The organism is Rhodopirellula maiorica SM1 (genome assembly GCF_000346295.1).
Classification (GTDB): domain Bacteria; phylum Planctomycetota; class Planctomycetia; order Pirellulales; family Pirellulaceae; genus Novipirellula; species Novipirellula maiorica.
Genome location: NZ_ANOG01000768.1, coordinates 1 through 17701, shown reverse-complemented (window position 1 = coordinate 17701; position 17701 = coordinate 1). Strand labels below are relative to the sequence as shown.

The 17701-nt window shown below is 54.0% G+C and carries 11 protein-coding genes and 1 tRNA gene; 4 read left to right on the top strand and 8 right to left on the bottom strand.

The window, feature by feature from the left end; genetic code table 11:
- Window positions 1–236: 236 nt before the first annotated feature.
- Window positions 237–362: a hypothetical protein gene (locus RMSM_RS43475; protein ID WP_261340350.1), complete on the bottom strand. Its 126-nt coding sequence runs from the start codon at window positions 360–362 to the stop codon at window positions 237–239.
- Window positions 363–596: 234 nt separating this feature from the next.
- On the opposite strand from RMSM_RS43475, the gene RMSM_RS24915 reads away from it, so the two are divergent.
- From RMSM_RS24915 to RMSM_RS37320, 4 genes are all read left to right on the top strand, one after another.
- Window positions 597–1073: an EVE domain-containing protein gene (locus RMSM_RS24915; RefSeq protein WP_236622293.1), complete on the top strand. Its 477-nt coding sequence runs from the start codon at window positions 597–599 to the stop codon at window positions 1071–1073.
- A gap of 235 nt (window positions 1074–1308) precedes the next feature.
- Window positions 1309–1392: transfer RNA gene (locus tag RMSM_RS24910), tRNA-Leu, on the top strand.
- Window positions 1393–1829: 437 nt separating this feature from the next.
- Entirely contained in the window at window positions 1830–4196 is a 2367-nt protein-coding gene (locus RMSM_RS24905; RefSeq protein WP_008703052.1) for a tetratricopeptide repeat protein, read from the top strand.
- A 52-nt stretch (window positions 4197–4248) separates the two neighbouring features.
- On the top strand, window positions 4249–5085 hold the full coding sequence (locus RMSM_RS37320; protein WP_008703050.1) for a deiodinase-like protein: 837 nt from the start codon (window positions 4249–4251) through the stop codon (window positions 5083–5085).
- Between the two features lie 18 nt (window positions 5086–5103).
- On the opposite strand, the gene RMSM_RS42980 is transcribed toward RMSM_RS37320, so the two are convergent.
- The 7 genes from RMSM_RS42980 to RMSM_RS41280 form a co-directional block, all read right to left on the bottom strand.
- On the bottom strand, window positions 5104–5646 hold the full coding sequence (locus RMSM_RS42980) for a C1 family peptidase (RefSeq protein ID WP_144057937.1): 543 nt from the start codon (window positions 5644–5646) through the stop codon (window positions 5104–5106).
- 394 nt (window positions 5647–6040) lie between these two features.
- The gene (locus RMSM_RS24885) at window positions 6041–6877 is read right to left on the bottom strand and encodes a hypothetical protein (RefSeq protein ID WP_008703044.1); all 837 of its coding nucleotides are present in this window, start codon (window positions 6875–6877) and stop codon (window positions 6041–6043) included.
- Between the two features lie 148 nt (window positions 6878–7025).
- The gene (locus RMSM_RS24880; RefSeq protein ID WP_008703042.1) at window positions 7026–9170 is read right to left on the bottom strand and encodes a tetratricopeptide repeat protein; all 2145 of its coding nucleotides are present in this window, start codon (window positions 9168–9170) and stop codon (window positions 7026–7028) included.
- 14 nt (window positions 9171–9184) lie between these two features.
- A complete protein-coding gene (locus RMSM_RS24875) occupies window positions 9185–9892 on the bottom strand; it encodes a hypothetical protein (protein WP_040769310.1) in 708 nt (235 codons plus the stop codon).
- 23 nt (window positions 9893–9915) lie between these two features.
- Entirely contained in the window at window positions 9916–11535 is a 1620-nt protein-coding gene (locus RMSM_RS24870; RefSeq protein WP_008703038.1) for a hypothetical protein, read from the bottom strand.
- A gap of 14 nt (window positions 11536–11549) precedes the next feature.
- Window positions 11550–13925 carry a hypothetical protein gene (locus RMSM_RS24865; RefSeq protein ID WP_008703036.1) on the bottom strand — a complete coding sequence of 792 codons (2376 nt, stop codon included), beginning with the start codon at window positions 13923–13925 and terminating at the stop codon, window positions 11550–11552.
- Window positions 13922–17701: baseplate J/gp47 family protein (locus tag RMSM_RS41280; protein WP_040769309.1), on the bottom strand; the 3780-nt coding region annotated here is incomplete at its 5' end. The genes RMSM_RS24865 and RMSM_RS41280, both read right to left, overlap by 4 nt.

Below are 17701 nucleotides of genomic sequence, written 5' to 3'. Positions count from 1 at the left end.
CGAAACTCTCTGCGAGTTTCGCTACGAAAAACGCTTCACAGCGTTGCGTTTTGGCTATCAGGCTGTTGATTTAGTTGTACGACGGACTTCCTAGTCCGTCGAATACACCAATGACGGACGAGGTAGTCCATTAGCCACCCCTTGCCATAGGAAACTTCATTGAATCAACAGCCTTGGGTCTACCAGGGGCTCACTGGCGGCAAATGAGATTTCCTCGCTGATTCTTGGCTCGCTGCTCAGCGGCTGCCGACCAGGATTTGTCCGACGACAAGCCAAACGGCGGTAAAGGTGATGCCTAATGCGGCATGGAGGGTATCGGCATTCATCGGTGGCGAGCCTTTCGATAGAAGGTGAACGGACATGACATGGCCCGTTCCCTGGCCCGCAATGGATTGGCGACTGATCATCAGTCACCAAGCGAATGCTTTCGCAACAGCGCTTTTCCCAGCGCTATGGTTGTTATCGGCTTTGCGTTACACCAAAATTGCAAAAAAAGATCTTGGGTGGACAGATCACCCAAGCCTCACAAGTTCACAGCCACCTCAACCATTGACTGCCGGCACGATTCGGCGACTGCAAAGGATTTGTTTCACGCGATGACGATTAATTACTGGTTGATGAAGTCCGAACCGACCACCTTTTCAATTGACGATTTGGCGGACCAGCCCGATCAAACGACGTGTTGGGAAGGCGTCCGCAACTATCAAGCAAGAAATATGCTGCGAGATGACATCCAAGTCGGCGACCGCGTGTTGTTCTATCACTCGGCGTGCAAGGTGCCTGCGGTGGTGGGGACTGCGGTGGTCAGCAAGAGTGGTTATCCGGATCCATTCCAGTTCGATCGCAAGAGTAAGTATTTCGACGAAAAATCGGATCCTGAGAATCCGCGTTGGTACTTGGTCGACATCAAGCTAGAGAAAAAGTTTGATCGTCCAGTGACGCTGGCGGAATTGCGAGAGCGAGCGGGGCTGAAGGGGATGGTGCTGCTGCAAAAGGGCAGCCGGCTGAGTGTCCAGCCGGTGAAGAAGAAAGAGTTCGAGACGATCGAGAAACTGGCGAGCAAGCCGGCGTAAAGCTCGAGCGAGCTGCCCCCAAAGCTGTGAGCGGTTATTGATTCGAGTTGATCAGGGCCGCGATCGAGGCGAGTCTGATTTTGGTGGTTTTAGGGGACTTGCATGCTCGGGGCTTGGATCCGATACTTTTGCGAATCCCAAGTCCAACAGCGAGTGATGTTTTGCATTTAAAAACAGGGTTTTCGTTAAGGGGACTTGGCGAAACGTGCGATATTTAGCACATTAGTAGAGAGAAGCCGAAGTGGCGGAATTGGCAGACGCGCTGGATTCAAAATCCAGTTGGAGCAATCCAGTGAGGGTTCGAGTCCCTCCTTCGGTACTAAATCAGCAGATAAAGGACATCGAGTTTTAAGCTCGATGCCTTTTTTTGTGCAGTGAGGCTCGCAAGCCATTCTGATCCCGCCTCCTATTCATCGGGTGCTCGCTTTTGGCCTCGTCGCGACGATTCGCTCGCACGCTCGTTCGCTCGCGAAACGGTGGCTTTGAAGCGGACCGCTTTTTGCCGCACCACTCGATAGCAGATCCATTAGCGGCAAAGCTCGATGGCGCCAGGCGCGCATTTAGGGACCGGACTCGCATTTAGGCGCCGGGCTCGCCTTTGGGGACCGGGTATCGGCGGCGTGATGTGTTCGCCGACGAGTCTCGGTCGTAGAATTGACTGATGCTGGTGTTCACTCATCCATCGAGGACCGGAGAGGTTCTTTCACGCAGGATGAAACCAAGCAAATTAAATTCTTCTACTACAAGACGGTTGGTATGTCACGTCGAAAGAATAAAGCGAAGAAAAGTAAAGCAAAGATGCGGCGGAAGCAACAAGTTGCTCGCCGTGCTGACGGAATTGCCAACGATCTTCCGCTGTTTGACCGTGATGAGTTGCTCCGATCCGGGGCTCCGCCTGGAATCGTAGAGATGCTGATGTTCGCGCAACAGGCAGCCGTGGAAGGCGACATGGGGCCGATGGAAGAAACCATGAGACTGTTGGATGCGATTGCCGACAACGAGATTGACGAGTCGAGGTCCCCAGAAGAAACGTATCCGCTTTCGTCACCCAAGGCAGCACGCGTGTTGTATGCGTTTGAATCCGAAGATGGTATGGATCCAGACTATGCGACTGCTGCAAAGCAAGCGATTGAGATCGATCCGGAATCGGTGGACGCGTTGATCACGTTGGGGGACTTTGCCGAGTCAGTAGAGGATCGGGTCCAGTGGTATCGCCGGGCAAGCAAGGCGGCGGAATCGAAGCCACGAAAGCGGGTACAAGATGAAATGCCATTCATGCGAGGTCGAATGGGGACTCGGTTGGTCGATGATTCTCGTTTGTCCGATGCGGCCGAAATCATGGTTCCCGGTTTGGATGAAGATCCGTCCGATCGCGTTGGCCTGCGATTCTCGTTGCTCGGCCTTTATCTACGACTGCGTTGGTATGAAGAGCTCGAGACGCTTTTTGATCGTTTTCCGAACGACCCATTTGGGCCGTTCCTGTTCGCCAAGCCGATCTATCTTTTTCAATCCGAAGGGGACACGGCCAAAGCGACCGAATTGCTCAAAGCGGCACACAAATCCAAGCCAAACGTGACTCGCTATTTGGTAGGACTCGAGCCGTTGCCTGCCTTGGACACTGAGGTTCTCGGTTTGGATCGCGAGGATGAAGAGGCGGTTATGATAGCCGAGTATTTGCTGCCCGGAGTTCGCACCGTCGAAGGCACCACACGCTGGATTCGCGAGACTCTCGATGTGAACTTATCACGTCCGGCTTCCTCGTCCTGTGATGCTGGCGATGTTCAAAGCGGAGCGGGGGATCTGGACCAAGCCCTGGACTTGCCGCAAGGTAAAATGACGTGGCAGTATCACTTGCATCGATGCCAAGATGGTTCGTATCTCGGTGTGTTACTCGAGGATTTGACGCCGATCGCGGTGGTTCGCTTTGACAATCGGCCCAAAGCAAAAGAGCTTCGTGATTTCATGTTGGATTCGGTCTGTGATCCGATGGTAGGTCGACCAAGGAAACCGGCTGTGCTACTGGTTCCGACAAAGTCCGACGTGAAGACACTCGCGAAAACGGTGGGAACTTACGGAGTCAATTGCGAGCATCGTCCACTTGATGCCGATGAGAAATCACGTATCAGTGAATCATTAGACGCTCTGGCGAGACAGCTTGATCCTCGTTCTGGTGATACCCGTAGCGGAACGGATGTGGTCGATGTTTCGGAGTTGCCGCAGAGCGACCAGCAGTGGTGGGTAGGTCTTTTCCAGCCGCCGCTGTGGATTGCCGATCGTGCGACTCCCTACCGTGCGTACTTGCAATTGATACTTGATTCAAACAGTGGGTGTGTTGTCGGCACCGACAGTTCCGTAGAGTTGCCATCGGCCGAGCGGCAATGGCAGGTGCTCGTCGAGACGATGGCGAATCCGATGGTGGGGCAGCCTCGTCGCCCCGAAAGCGTCATTCTTGATCCGCGAATGTCGGCCGAGCCACTCACCCGCTATAGCGATTCACTCAAAGTAATTACTGGCGATCAGCAAGTCGCAGCCGGCTTCGACGAACTTATTTCGAATTTTCTACTGAGTTCGGGCGAGGGTGAAGTGCCGTTGGCTAAAACCGAAGGCGTGACAAACGAGTTGATGGAACGCTATTACGATGCTGCCGCACGGTTCTACAAAGCAGCGCCGTGGAAAATGGTCGGCGGAGATAACTTGATCCGGTTGGAGTATCTTGAAAGCGGCGAGCCGAGTTGGGGCATTACGGTGATGGGACAATTAGGGCAGGTGCTCGGGCTGTCGTTGATAGAGAACGTCAAGCAAGCCAGGAAGTTTCTCCAGCAAGAATGTCCGATGGAAAAGCTGGTTGCGATCTCAATTCAGTTCGGTGAAGCGTTTGATATGGTGCCTATTGATTTTTGGCACTTAGAACAAAATCACTGGTCTGTCGCAGACGCCGAGGCCTATCCCTTGGTCATTAAAATGGATCATGGCGAATACGCAAGCGGTTTGAGTAGCGGCGAGTTGCGGATGGTTGAATCGGTGATGAGTGTCCTTCCCCGCTTCTTGGATCAACCGCGTGATCAAACGATGGAAGCCAAGGACTCTCTCGGCCGTGAGTTTCGCTTGAGTTGGGAAATCTAAGCCGTGCGGCGACTGTTCCGAAGGTCTTTATACCGGTTTTGGGAGATTGATCATGCGACAGCGACTTTTTGTGTTTTTGACGATCGGGTTTGTGCTATTGCCATGCAGCGCCGAGGCGCAGCGGCCGCGTTCGTCCGATCAAGCTCAAACGATGTTTCGGCGGATGGACCGGGATCGCAATGGCGTGATCGACAAACGCGAAGCGCCCGCGAAGCTCAAGGCAATGTTCGGTGATTGGGATCAGGATTCTGACGGAAAATTAACTCGATCCGAGTTTGAGTCGAATTTTTCAAAACGACGTGTCCGTGGGGCTGCGTCAAAACCGGGCGAATATGTCGCGCCGGCGGCGAAGCAAGAGCGGCAACCCGAGGCCTTACAAGCGGGCGATCGAGCTCCCGATTTTACGCTACCACGTGTCGGAGGCGAAGGCACGGTGAAGTTATCGGAATTGTATCGCGACAAACCGGTGGTGTTGGTGTTTGGCAGCATCAGTTGTTCGCCATTTCGCCAGCGAGTTCAGCAAGTCGAGCAGTTGTACCAGCAGCACAAAGACAACGCGAATTTTCTGATGGTTTACATTCGTGAGGCGCACCCGGATTCCAAGATCCAGGTCAAGACGGCAGCGGGTGAAGAGGAATTGCAAACGTTTGTCCAGACGAACAACTTGGCGTTACGTCGAGAGCATGCAGCCACTTGCGAACGAACCTTATCGTTATCGTTCCCGACGGTAATGGACGGCGTGGACAATCGCGTCAATGCCGCCTATGCCGGTTGGCCGATCCGCCTCGTCGTGATCGACACCAACGGCCGCATCCTCGACCCCGGCGCCCCCGGCCCCCAAGGCTTCACCCCCGACAAAGTCGCCACCTGGCTAAAAACGCTGCGTTAGTGATTGGGAAGGGGGCAATCAGCTGACGAAGGAAAAGTTTCCGTTTCCGCTCCAGTTGGGAGCAAAAATTGTCCACAGATCTTGAACGAGCCCAGCTTCGAGCATTCGATAGCTAATCCATCCGTATCCAGAGTCGCCCCAATCAACGCCCCAGGTACTACGGAAGAGCAGAGCCCCGCGCGAAGAAATGCGAAAATCATCGTCGTATCCGACCATCACTCCCGTAACACCGCCGATCACTTCATTGGCACAGTTGCGGTAATCAATTCTCGGATCCGTTAAAATTGCTGAGCAAAGTGGCATGCCAAATACGCACGGTACTCCTATCGACAATAGCGATTTCACAACCTGCAATTGATTTTGCTTTCGATACGGCTCAATTCGATAGTACCGAATCCCGACGTAGTCGCGAGCGAATGCGTATAGCAATGGATCGTAGGACAGGTCACCTCTTAAGGCGGTCTGCGGATGCGAACAAAGCTGAGGCGGAACACCGACTCGAACGAGTGTCCTGAGCACTTGCCGAATCGAGACGCCACAGTCACCGTGAACATTATGCATTCGACGAGAAGCGTCGTAGAGAAATGTCTTGGAGACCGGCAACAGCTTTCCTCGACATCGCCGATTAAAATACTCGACGAGGCTACCGCAAGAGTACGCAGTTGTCGCCATCGTTGCCCCTTGGTCTTCCACCGGCGGAAAAAAATCACGCAAGTCGGAAGTTGAGTCCAGCAATTGCATTTTGCCTACTGCTTTTCTCAACGAACGAACGCAATTATGCAATGTTAGATCGCGCTCGTCAGGAAAGTCAGGTATCCAGCCTCCCTGTATGAGCCCAGGGCTATCCTTGACCAAGGTCATCATTTGTGCTTTCATGCATGGGAAGCGAGAGGGGGGCGCGGCACAAAAAAGGGACGTCAATCCTGATGCCGCGTCCTCCCTGCTCTTCAAGTGACTAGATACCTTTTGCAACTTCGTCGCTTGGCGAACGGCTACCTAGATACTCATTGATCTGTGCAAGCACGTCCTCGTTGCCGATCGTGATGGTCGTGGCGAGATCCTCGATTTCGCCGTTCGTAACAATCAGTCGTTCAGCCACTTGAAGTCGCACGCGAAGGTCATCGACTAGCTCCTGACATCTCGCCAGATTGCTTTCATCGAAGTCGACATTTCTCGAGACGGCGTCGCCTTGCACCGTAGTGAGACGTGCCTCGAGGTTTTCGACCTGGACCTCCAAATCACGCTTAGCATTGAGCATCGACTCAAGTTTTTTACGAGCCGCCGTCAGCGAGCTTTCTCGGCTAATCAAAAGATCTTGCTTAGCGCCCAACGTGGCTTCGGCCAGCTTGAATCTGGCAAAAAGACGCTTCAGCTCGTTGCTGACTTCCTCGTCCGTGGCAATCCGGTTTCCGATTCGAAGCTCTTTCGATCCCTTGACTGCTTCGTCTCGCAACGTCATCAGATCCATACGTTGCTTTTGAAGCGTTCCGGTTGCCGATTTCACTTCGTCACGAATCGTTTCGACACTGACTTCTTCCTTTGCAATCACAATCATGTTTCGCTTGATATCAGGTACGAGCGAGTCAATCATTGTTTTTGCCCGTTCCAATTCGAAACGAATGGGAACTTGGTCGCCGACCTCTTCCGAGACCAAGCGACCAGCTGTGGACAAGTAGCTAACGCCCTCGTCACCAAAGTTATAGAGCCCTAAGGCGGCGGCTCCCGCGAGTATGACTCGCCGCGCTGACAGCAGGCCCGTTCCGAGCACCGCTGCTTCTTTCAGTCTGAGCATTTCTGCTTCCTCCGAAAAAGAGTATGTGCTGATGTGCCTGGGGCGAACGCTCACCTCACGACAGTTACCAGCTGATTTGCATCGTTCAATTAGTTCATTGCTACGTCATTGTGCTGGGTCTCCTCGTTTTGGAGCTAGTAATTGGAAACTATGGACAAATCTTTGGCTCATCGGAAAGCGATGCCAAGGTTGCTAGGTTTTCATGAGCCGTGGGGTGATAACCGCTGTAATCCTGGGATGCGTATATTTCGATGGATCGATCGAAGCTGTATTTGGCCGCCCTGAATAAGCCTGCACGCATCATCAGCATCCCGACGTGGTTCAGTTCGAAGGCGATCATCGGCGAGCTGACCTCACGCGTTGCTAGATTGCGGTAGGCAGCAAAATCAAGTGCCTCGGGCGGCGTATCCATTTCGATCGACGTCAGTAATAATCCCAGCAGCGCATCCGCCTGTCGTGTATCTGGCAACTCCAATCCAATCGCCCCGTTTCGATCAGTCCAATAGTTAAAAACGCGACGGAAGCCTCGTTGCGCCGAGGCAACACATCCTGAGTAAAAACACAGCCAAATTGGGTTTGTTATCGCCATGCCGACCCTGTAATCGTGGCATGAAATGATAGATTTGATTTTTTCTACTAGCGACCAAATTGCCTCTTGAGATTTTGGTAACTCCGTAGAATCATCATCCGTGCCTACGGATACAGTGCCGGTGGCCGCCTCGTATTGCATGAGAGTCATCAGATGCTCTGGGTGCATTTCGCTACGGAAGTTTGCGCTGTGTTGCAAGGACCGTGCGTACAAATTTGTTGCAAGCTCGTTCTGATCCAGTTGAACGTACCAGTTGGCGATCAGACGATCTCTCTCCGCGGCATACGGATGAGGTGACGCATGGATCGCCACAACGATATCATTCGCTGCATTCAATTGCTGGCGATACTTGACCGGGGACTCCTTTATCGCTTGCATCACGTTGGCTCGTAAGAGCTGAAGTGGAATCAAGAGCGGAGTCTGTGTGTGTAAGAAACTTTGGATGCCTGCGATACTGTCACGAACAAGAACGTCGCTGGCCGTGTACCGTCCCTTATGGAATTCCACACCGGCGCGAATACCGTTGGCGATCTCTGCCAGTATCGCAGCAAAGTTAATCGGTTCTCGCTTGGTTATTGTCTCCGTAACAATCGTTGGCACAAACACGACACGCCAGCATCCGCAGATGCACCGGTACTCACGACGAATGATCTCGTACGAACACGTTTCCAATATGCAAACTTGGCAAGCCGCATCAATCGCGACAATCTCAAGGCACCCGTAGCCTTTTTCTGACAACTTGATCTGATGAACGATCCGCTGATATTCTTTCAAGCAAGTATCGACCCTGGACAAGTTTCCCAACTGCAGGGCAACCTCTGCAGAAAGAATCCAGTACACCGACCAACAGATGGCGGATGAATCCGAAGAGCATCTCAGTCGTTCGCATGTTGACCGCAGCAGTTCCTCAGCTGCCGCGTACTGGCCGTACAGCATATGGATGCGAGCAAAAACGAGTTGGCCTCGCGTGATTTCGTCGTCCGGGCGGTTGGTCGTACGACTTTCTAGTTGAGTCGCGAGTCTTTTCCATTGGATTCGCAACTGCCAAGCCTCACGCACATAGCCCATCCATGTCAACGTATTTGCCAGATCCAACAACGCCGAGAAGCGTCGTTCGACATCTGGCGCCTCGTCCATGATTGTGCGGAAAATACCGCTTGCCTCCGCAAACTCACGTCGGCATTGCCGCAGTTTCGCCTTTAGCTGAAGGACTTCAAAGTACGCATCCCTCAATTCGCGTTCTTGGTAGGCTCGATAAATTTGTTCTGCCGCAGACAAAGAGGCCGCCGCTGCCAAACCATCACACAATTGGATTTGCAGTAGCCCGAGCAGGTGATGTGCTTTTGCCAAATACGGTCTTTCCGACTCGCTTAGATCGTTGTTCGCAAGCTTCGCGATGGCCTGCGATGTTTTTAGAGCCAATCCTCGGTACATCGCCTCAGGATCGACAGACTGTTTCGAGTCCGCCTCACGCTTAGCCAGTCGATATTCGCCCCAAGCGAGTCCAGTCTCAGTTCGTCCATGGTGATAATCATCAGCGGGAAAATGCGTGGTGTACCCTTGGGCCAGCGTGAAGTAACGCTTAGCTTTTGCGAACCGAGCGTCGTCCAGCGCTTTCCAGCCGCCATCGTCGTACGTTTGCCACATGACAGTGCGCACCGGAATCGGCGTCGCAACCGCAGTGGTTGTCACAACTCGAGTCATCAGTCCATACTCATTTAAGGGTTCCTGCTGGATTCGTCAGATACGACGACAAGCGACGGCGACTTGTCGACACCTTTGACCCGTTGTCGATCCACTTCGGTATTCACCGCGATGGGATCCAGGTTCTTCTCGCCAGTCTCCATCGTGATGTTGTCCGTTTGCAATGTGCGTGCTGTTAAACGTTGCAACACAGCATCGGCGATTCGAGCCACATCCGCGTCCGAAAGACGTGCGTTTGATTCGTCAGCTCCTGGCGTCAATTGAAGGACTCCCAGCGGCCGACTAGGACCGGTAATTGAAGCATTCACCGTTCCGCCCCCGCGGTTCGTTCCTAACGCGAGCCCCAATCGGTCCGCCAGCGCATTCACGTCCATATGAGCGTAAATCTCCTCATCCGGATCACCACGCATCGTGCGTTTGGCGACGTCAAGTCCAACGACCCCACTACCAACAAGCAGCAATGTGACTACCACTTCTTTAAGCGACCCAAACGCAAAGAAATCGACCAACCGCTCAAGCCGACCTGGTCCATACAGTTCACGCTGGAACTGTCGCTGAGCGTGTATCTTGTCGGAAGCAATGCGATAGAACGCCGGATCCTCATGCGTCTTAGCAAACCGCAACGCTTCCTTGACTGGCCGCGAGTTCAAAGGATACTTCACCACACGGTGCTGCATCTCCTCGCGGAACTCTTCCAGGCTGAGCTCTGATGTAATTTTCATGTCGTTCTCCACCGCGGGATGCCCTATGAGAAGGTCGTCGTTGTAAGCAGGTGATGACGCTTGGCGACAATCAAGTCCAAGTCGCTATCAAGCGTGGATGCGATGTCATTTGAATCGCAATCGGCTTCGATTCGTGATCGAAGGTCGTCTTTACTTAGATGCGCAATCTCGCCCAGCGTCGTGCTTGCCAACCACCGCTGGACTCCGACGTTCTCGAGTTCCGGAAAGAGGCGATGACAGGAGATCGATGCAGCAACTGAATCGTCTCCGACCCGCGTTGGGTTTGAGCCGTGCTTGGAATCGTACGAACGAACGAGATTCAATGCCGGCTCTGCGAGTCCAGCCACAACGATTGGGCGAAAATCCGTATTGCCGATATTACCCGAAACGTTGCCGTTTCCGTCGAACGTGACCGTGCCCAAGGCCGCGTAAAACACGGGTTGTCGAGTGCCGGAAATCAGTGTCGGCGAAAAGTTCGTTTTCGCAAGCTGTTCTGGCGATGCAACCTGGTCACTGCGGAACGTCCATCCATCTCGGAGGCGGATCAGTTCAAGTGCGTTAGACGCGGCATTGGGGTCGTTGGGATCGGCCACGTTTACGTGTACGGTTACGGTGTATTTGTCACCTTGACGTCCGGGGGGCAGCTTGAACTCCGCTCCGTCTGTCGTCACAAGCAGTTTCGCGACCTCAATTTTTGCCTTGCTTTGCCAGACGCGCACTTGGTCGGTGTTGTTCGCCGAGATTTCGTCGGCAATCGCTTCGGAGCCGGCGATGATTCCGTCCCGGTGCTCAGTCAACTGGGTGATCTCGTGAAGCACGCCGGGCGGTTGGAGCCAGCTGCCTGACGATTCAGCTTCAACCTGCTCTCCTTTGCGAGGCAATTCCGCGTTGAAGCGTTCAAGCTGGACGTTGGTGCTCTTGTTGGCACGAAAGACTTTTGACGCGTTATCGATGGCCAGTTTAAGCTCGACCTCGGTCGAATTCTTATCGACGTCGTGCACCTCGATTCGCCAAAGTCGATTGTCGAATTCGCTACTCAGTTTTGGTTTAAAGCTGACCGTGATATCGAGCGGTTCGCCGGTAGGAATCTTGTTGAGGCCGATAATCGCATTCTTAACATTGACGGGATCTGCAGTGGCCGGTTGCAGGAAAATGTTCCAATCGACGATCCAGGGAATTCCGGAACGCAAGTAGCCAACCTGAGATGCACGATTGACCATTTCGCTGATCAACATCGGTCGTTCCGTTGCGACGAGCCCGATAACGAACGACTCATTCTTGATCGGATCGGGCGTCGAAGGTTCGCCGTCGAAATGAACGATCCACTGGTCGCCGTTGAAACTCGTATATGACTTGGCAACCGCATCTTGCGGATTGGAGAATAGCAGATCTTCGAATTGGTAATCGCCGCGGGCGATAGCAAAGCTTGAATCAGACTTCGAAGCCTCAAATCCGCTGCCGATTGCTCCATGGTCTTTATTAGAGGCGGCACGAATTCGGCTAAGGATTTTCCGTTGATTCGCCAATAAAGCTGATAACGCTTCATTCAGATCGGCTTCGACGAAGGGCTTTCCCTGTTGAAACAACACTCGCGAAACGTTTTCGCTTGAGCTGAATGGAATTCGACTGAAATCGCCTTTCATGTTTCCGGCTCCTGTCAATTCACAAAAATGAGTGATGTTTGCAACGCGAGCGGCGTAAATTCGTCAACCCGTCGTGATAACGCAGCGGTCCGCTGCGGTTGAAATAGATCGTGAAATGCGCCCATCTCAGATCCATCTTCGGCGCCTTCACGAATCTCTCGGGGGCAGTCCAATGAAAGCTGGCAGTAATCGGGATCGCCAAATCGCTGACTGCCAAATTTCGGCTTGATCCGATCCCAATTGGTCTGGTTTCGGTCCGGCGCGGTGTCGCCGCATCCTTGTCGCCGCTCCTGTCTTTCGTAGGCTTGCGATGGTTGGCAGTAGTATTGCTGGGGCGTTTCCCAAATCGGTACGCCGCTAAGCCTGAAATTTTCCGGCACGAAACAGAATCGCATTCCGCCAACCTGCTTGCGTACAACATTTACCCAGGACGAAAAAATGGAATCCGATGCGATCTCCAGTTGCCGCACATGCGTCCGCCCGAGGATCGTCGACCGTGCGACACGCAAAATTGCGCCCTGGGCTCCGACAACTGCCAAGTTCGCATCAGCCGATTGTCCGTCAACGATGCTGTCCTCGATGGAAACGAGTGACGGCTGATGCTGCTCCGTTAGATGGGCATGCACCGGACCAACAATGCTGTGATCGATGGCCAATCGTCCGTCGGGGATTCGGAATTCGATGCTGACCGATTGGCTGCCCTTACAGCCCACCGCTTCACGAGTGGGATTGGGGAGCAAGCTGCAATGGGAGATGGTGACGCGTCTCGTCTGCGACACCACCGGTACTTCGCAATCGGTTGGACAGATTTGCGATGGAGGTACGGGTTGATCGTCGCTGTCGTAGTCGCGTATGACGATTTTTCCGCCATACAGCCGGAGTCCTTCCAGCGTTAATCTAGCGTGTTTGCCCAAATCGACCGTCAGTGCCGGATCGCAAGCCGATTTGTCACAAAGGTCGATTGTCGCGCGCCGATTTCCCGCTGCTCGAATCTCTAAGTGGCGGCCGTTGGGGATAACAATCCGGTCAGTGCCCAGCTCGAAAATATCGTTGTCGGCAAGCTCGATGATCGCGTGGCGAGCCATCAGTGTGCCGTCGATGTCAATGAATTCGGCCGTCTTGGCAAGGGGCAAATCTGACGAGTCGCTGCGGATTCGTTGAATTTTGACGTCCGGCTGATGCGACCGCGGTTTCGAATCGCGTCGGTATTGTCCGCCTCCGATAGCGGCCGAAAAATTGTAGTGATACGTCGCTTTGACTTTGAGTTTCTCGAGAGTTGCCTGTTGAGCGGCGAACGCGATGATTCCGTGTTCAGGATCGACAGCGAACACCTTCGGCGGTTCATCGTCGACCTGAGGGCTCAATTGTTCGACGAGTTGGCTTCGCATCTGCATGCAAGAGCCGGCGTCACCATCGTTACCACCACAACATCGTCGCATCAGCCACGATAGGTCGCGTGGAATGATTTGTTCGGCATCAACAAACTGCGGATCGCCGCTTGCGATGTGCGTCCAAAGCCCGACACTTTTTTCGCGGCCGTAACAATCTTCAGATACGCCGCCGTTTTCCGCAGTAAAGGCGCGCAGCGTTAGAGGACCTGGGACATGCTGCTCGTCCGCGATTTGGGTCTCATCCGTCTCGTCGACGGGTTTGATGGCCAGCGGCCACTGCAGACCAAACGAATCGAAGGTGTGGACGCGCAATTCCCACGCATTATCGTCCGTTTGCACAGTCTTGGCACACACACACCGCGTTTCACCACGAGACAGCTTGTAGAGACCAAGTCGCCAGATCAGCAAACCGACATGGAGGGGATGAAAAAGCCCTCGATTGTCAAACATGCGAACCGGCGGTTGGGTCGGCATGCGGGAATCAATCAAGTGAGGGGCGGAGTTAAAAGGAGTCCCGATCCGTCGCAATTCCGCCGTGTTTCCTCGCACGTTGATTGTTCCTCCCATCGCGGGATCGGCGTTCTGGCTCGCTTGAAATGTGGTGACTTGTGCGTAGTACTCGACAGCGCGTGCAGGCCAGTTCGCGGTCGCGTCGGCAAGTTCCTCCAGGACCGCAAGCGTTCCCTTTCGTCCTTCCAATCGAATGGCATCGGCGACTTCCCGCCGAGGAAACAGCAGCCGATTCGCTGAGGTGTCAACATTCGATCCGATCGTTGATGCCGGTCGAATGCCCACCAAATCACCGTGATAAGGTACGGCCCACCCTTGGCAGGTTTCGATGAACAAATCGTCGTACAACTGCCCGATATTCGCCTCCACGATTTCCACTTGTTCGGCCAAGACCGACAACAAATCCGCCAGGGGGCCTCCGTGTTCGGCGTCGCGCAACAGGTAGACGGAAGGCAACAGTCGCTGCAATGAGGTGCGGTGTGCGTTCATGAGGCAGGCTCCAACACGATGGTGTTGTCGACTGAGTAGGCCACGTAACAAACCTCGCCCGGCTCAACGGGAACACGTGAACGTAATCGGACGGAACTGGTCGGATCATCCTGCCCCGCTTCTTCGGCTGTGATGCCGTCGAAGCGTGTCAATTTAACGAAGTCGACGTGCTCAACACTCTGGATCGTGTCGACAACGTCTGACGCAAGGATTCCCTGGCCGAGACGAGCCTTATGGTAGCCAAAGTTTTCGACCAGCCTTGCTCTTACAGCGGCTTTGACTAACTTGAATGGCGCACGCGGATCGATCTGCAAAGTGGCCTCGACATACAGCAACTTTCCCGAATGCGGAACCACGATCACAGGGACGTTGGGATCACCATAACGCCCGATCGCTTCGATCAGGCTATGCATCAGCAGTCCGTCGATTCTCAATGGCCCCGGCTCGATTCCGCCGACGACCAACCGCACCGCTCCGTTGTCCGCGATGGCCCGGGCCTTGTCGACGCCGGCGAAGAGCAGGGCAAAGCTTTCGTAATCGCGTTGGGAAATCAGTCTCGCAGCACGAATCGGTGCGAGCGGAATTCGCGGTTTCGATTGGCGAACGCTATCCGGGTCAGCGCCGCCGTCACCTGCGACCGGATTGCTTACGGCTCGGACTCCCAGCGGTGGTGCCGGCAATTGATCGATCCGATCCACGTCGACGTTGCCGGCCCTGCCAATTCCAATGCGATAGCTGGTTCGCACATTGTCTTGGCCCGAAGCTAGTCGACTACCGTGGACTCCGTCGCCAAATTGGACCCGCGTTGTCCCTTCGCGTGTCGATCGAATCTCGTACCGATCGCTCTGTCCATCATGTTGAAGCAATCGATCGGTCGACTGCCAATGAATCTTGTTGACAAAAAGGTCGATCTGTTCCGCTTGCCCATCGATGTCAGCTGTCGGCAATCGTGTCAGTGGAGACGAATTCAATGTGAATCGTTGGAAGCGTCGCCGCGCGTCGCCGCCTCCTAACGTTTCGAGAACGGTCTCGCCGTGTGTCGCGGAAACAACGTTCGCGGCAATCCGAACCGTGTCGCGCCAATAGTCTTGCTTGATAGGTTGAAGCAACGTGACCTTCGTTCTCATCGGGTCGCCGTACAATGATTCATTGAAGTCGTGAAAAACTTGGACGACGGTGGCGACTTCCGATTGGATGTTTGCATCGGGATCTTCACGCGTTGGACGGCGGATGTCCCGCGGTAATGCGTCGGGCGCCGGAATGCCGCTGACCACGACTTGCATGCCGGCCGAAAAAAACGGGTAGAAGTCGTTGAGTTCCAGGATTGGCAGCGTGATGGGTGTGGCGACGCGAAAATGAAGGGTGTCGTCTGACAAGATCGACTCCGCCAACTCCAGACGTTCCGCGTTGCACCAGACTTTGGTTTTTCGGATAGTCTTGAACTGATCGTGCAAGGGACTGGCCGGTAGGTCGCTCCACCATTCCGTTCGAAGCTTCACCTGGGTCGTGTCGCCGCTCAGTTCATATTCCGTCCTCGGCGCAAAGCTGACTCGTTCAATCCAGTAAGGTTGCGGGTCATCGTCGTTTTCACGGCGGATACCAATCGGCGTGCCGGAAAGCGTGTCTTTGAGTTTTCCATCGAGACAGATTTCGTCTTTCTTTTCAACGGGTAACAAATCTGCTGCGTCGCGATCTAGCACAACCTGATCAATCGGGGGCGTTCCGAATGGTTTCTTTACGAGTTTTCCCGGCGAGTTCCAACCAAAGACGTTGGCTTGCGAGCGAAAGACCCAAACATCAACGCGGGGAACAATCGAAACGTTTCGAAAATTACGAAAGTCCGCGAGAATGTCGCTGCGACGGTCCGGGTTGAGTGCGGCAATGATCTGCGCCCACAGCTGTGACTCCTTGTTGATGACATTTAAGACGATCCGTGCGTCGGCCACGCTCAATTGCCCACCGGTGGCCAGCAGCCTGCGCAAAATGTCTTGCGCTGTGGTGACAGTCGGATCGGTGCCACCAAGAGGATCGGTGATAGCGCCGCCGAACCCGGAGACAGACACTTTGGCTGCCTCCCAGCGAGCTTTGATCAGGCTCACCGCGTCCTTGGCATCGTCCGTCAAATCGGGTTCGGCAGGTTTATCGCCCAGGATATGAACGGCCAATTGGTACAGCTTATCAATCGTTGATTCACTGTCTTGAACTTGAGTGATCGTCGAGTCTGACTTCAGCGTCTTGTTGAACTCATTTATCCGGAACAACAGACTATTACTTACGTTGCCCGTGGCTAAGAAGAGTGTGTCCATCGCGTCTTTTGCCGAATCGTCTGGGGGCTTCGTTGTATCAAACTTGGATTCGTGGGCAGTCTTAGCTCGCTTTAGCTGGTCAACAAATTTCTCGCGCCGTTCGTGTAGTGACGTCTTGATTCTATTGGCAAGTGCAAACATCGCGGTGGGCGGATCGCCCGTGCCGTCCCTTACCTCAATGACCTTGACCAATTCGGCTGCCAAAAGGACTTTACACTCATCATATTTATCCTCAAACTGATCTATCGCACTGGTCGTAGCTGGGTTCGCCGGAATCGACGACGCGATCTGGTCTACCGTTTGTGATGCCGAATCCGTCTTGATGAACTGATACTTCGGATGACTTGCATAGCCCGTCAGTTCTGTTCTGATGTCGGCGATCTTGGTATTCAATGCGGCGTTGGGTGCGTCGAGTGCCAGGTCAGCGCGAAGGACGGTATTGCTGATCGATAGATTCTTATCGACGGCGTTTTTCAACGCGCCCTTTTGAGCCGTCAAGCCACCAATGTCTGTTATCGCCGTCTGGGTGTCGGCCACCGCATTTTTTAGAGCGGTCAGGCTGGCGGGCGTATTCAGCGCTCTTGCCAGGCCGCGGCGAACAAACTTTGGGCCCGCGTCGAGGATCAACGTGCGAATGGCGATCGCTCGAACGCCAACTATTCCCATGTCGTCGGGACCGCTGATCGTCAACTTAATGACAACACGGCGTGGAGTCGAATCGGGTGGCGTGTAGGTCAAGGCTCCCAGCTCGGCGTTAAGACCGGCGATATTTGCCGGAGAACTGACAGTGCTGAGCGTACCGCCGCCGTCGACGATTTGAATGTTAATGTCCAAGTCGGGATCGGCCGTCGCGACAGTGCTATCGGAGAACGTCAGGTCTGTTCCTTCCAAGAATCCCACCGAGATGGGGGTATTCGAACTGGTGGGATACAACAGGATTCGTTCTGGACGCAAATTATTGAAATACGTTTGGATGGAGCCGTCGGTTTTGACAACATGCACGCCCGCCGTAAGGAATGATGTCGACGCTACATGATCGTCGATGATCTTGTATCCGATATACGACGCGAAGCCACCCGGCGCGTCGCTTGTACGAACGATGCCTTCTAACGCAGTTTGTAATGCGGGAAGATCGCTGCCCGATGACGTCATTGAATTGAGTGTGATTCCATCCGACACCTCGAGCTGCGCTTTGTATTCCGTCACACCAGTCATTGGCCGCTGTGACGCCTGTATGTTCTGAAAGACCTGCCCATCGTCAGCGACAGTTGCTGGTGTCGGATCGAGCCCAATTAATAGGTCCGACGTCGTTGTCGTTGGTGTACCGAGCGCGGTTTTCCAATACAGAGCCTTCTGCGTTTCCAAACGGTTCGCCACGGTTGTCGGTGGGTTGAGTGGATCGACAACCTGCTTCCATGGGGTGATCAAGCTGGTTGGCGCGGTCGCGTGTGATACTTGGTACGCGGCAAG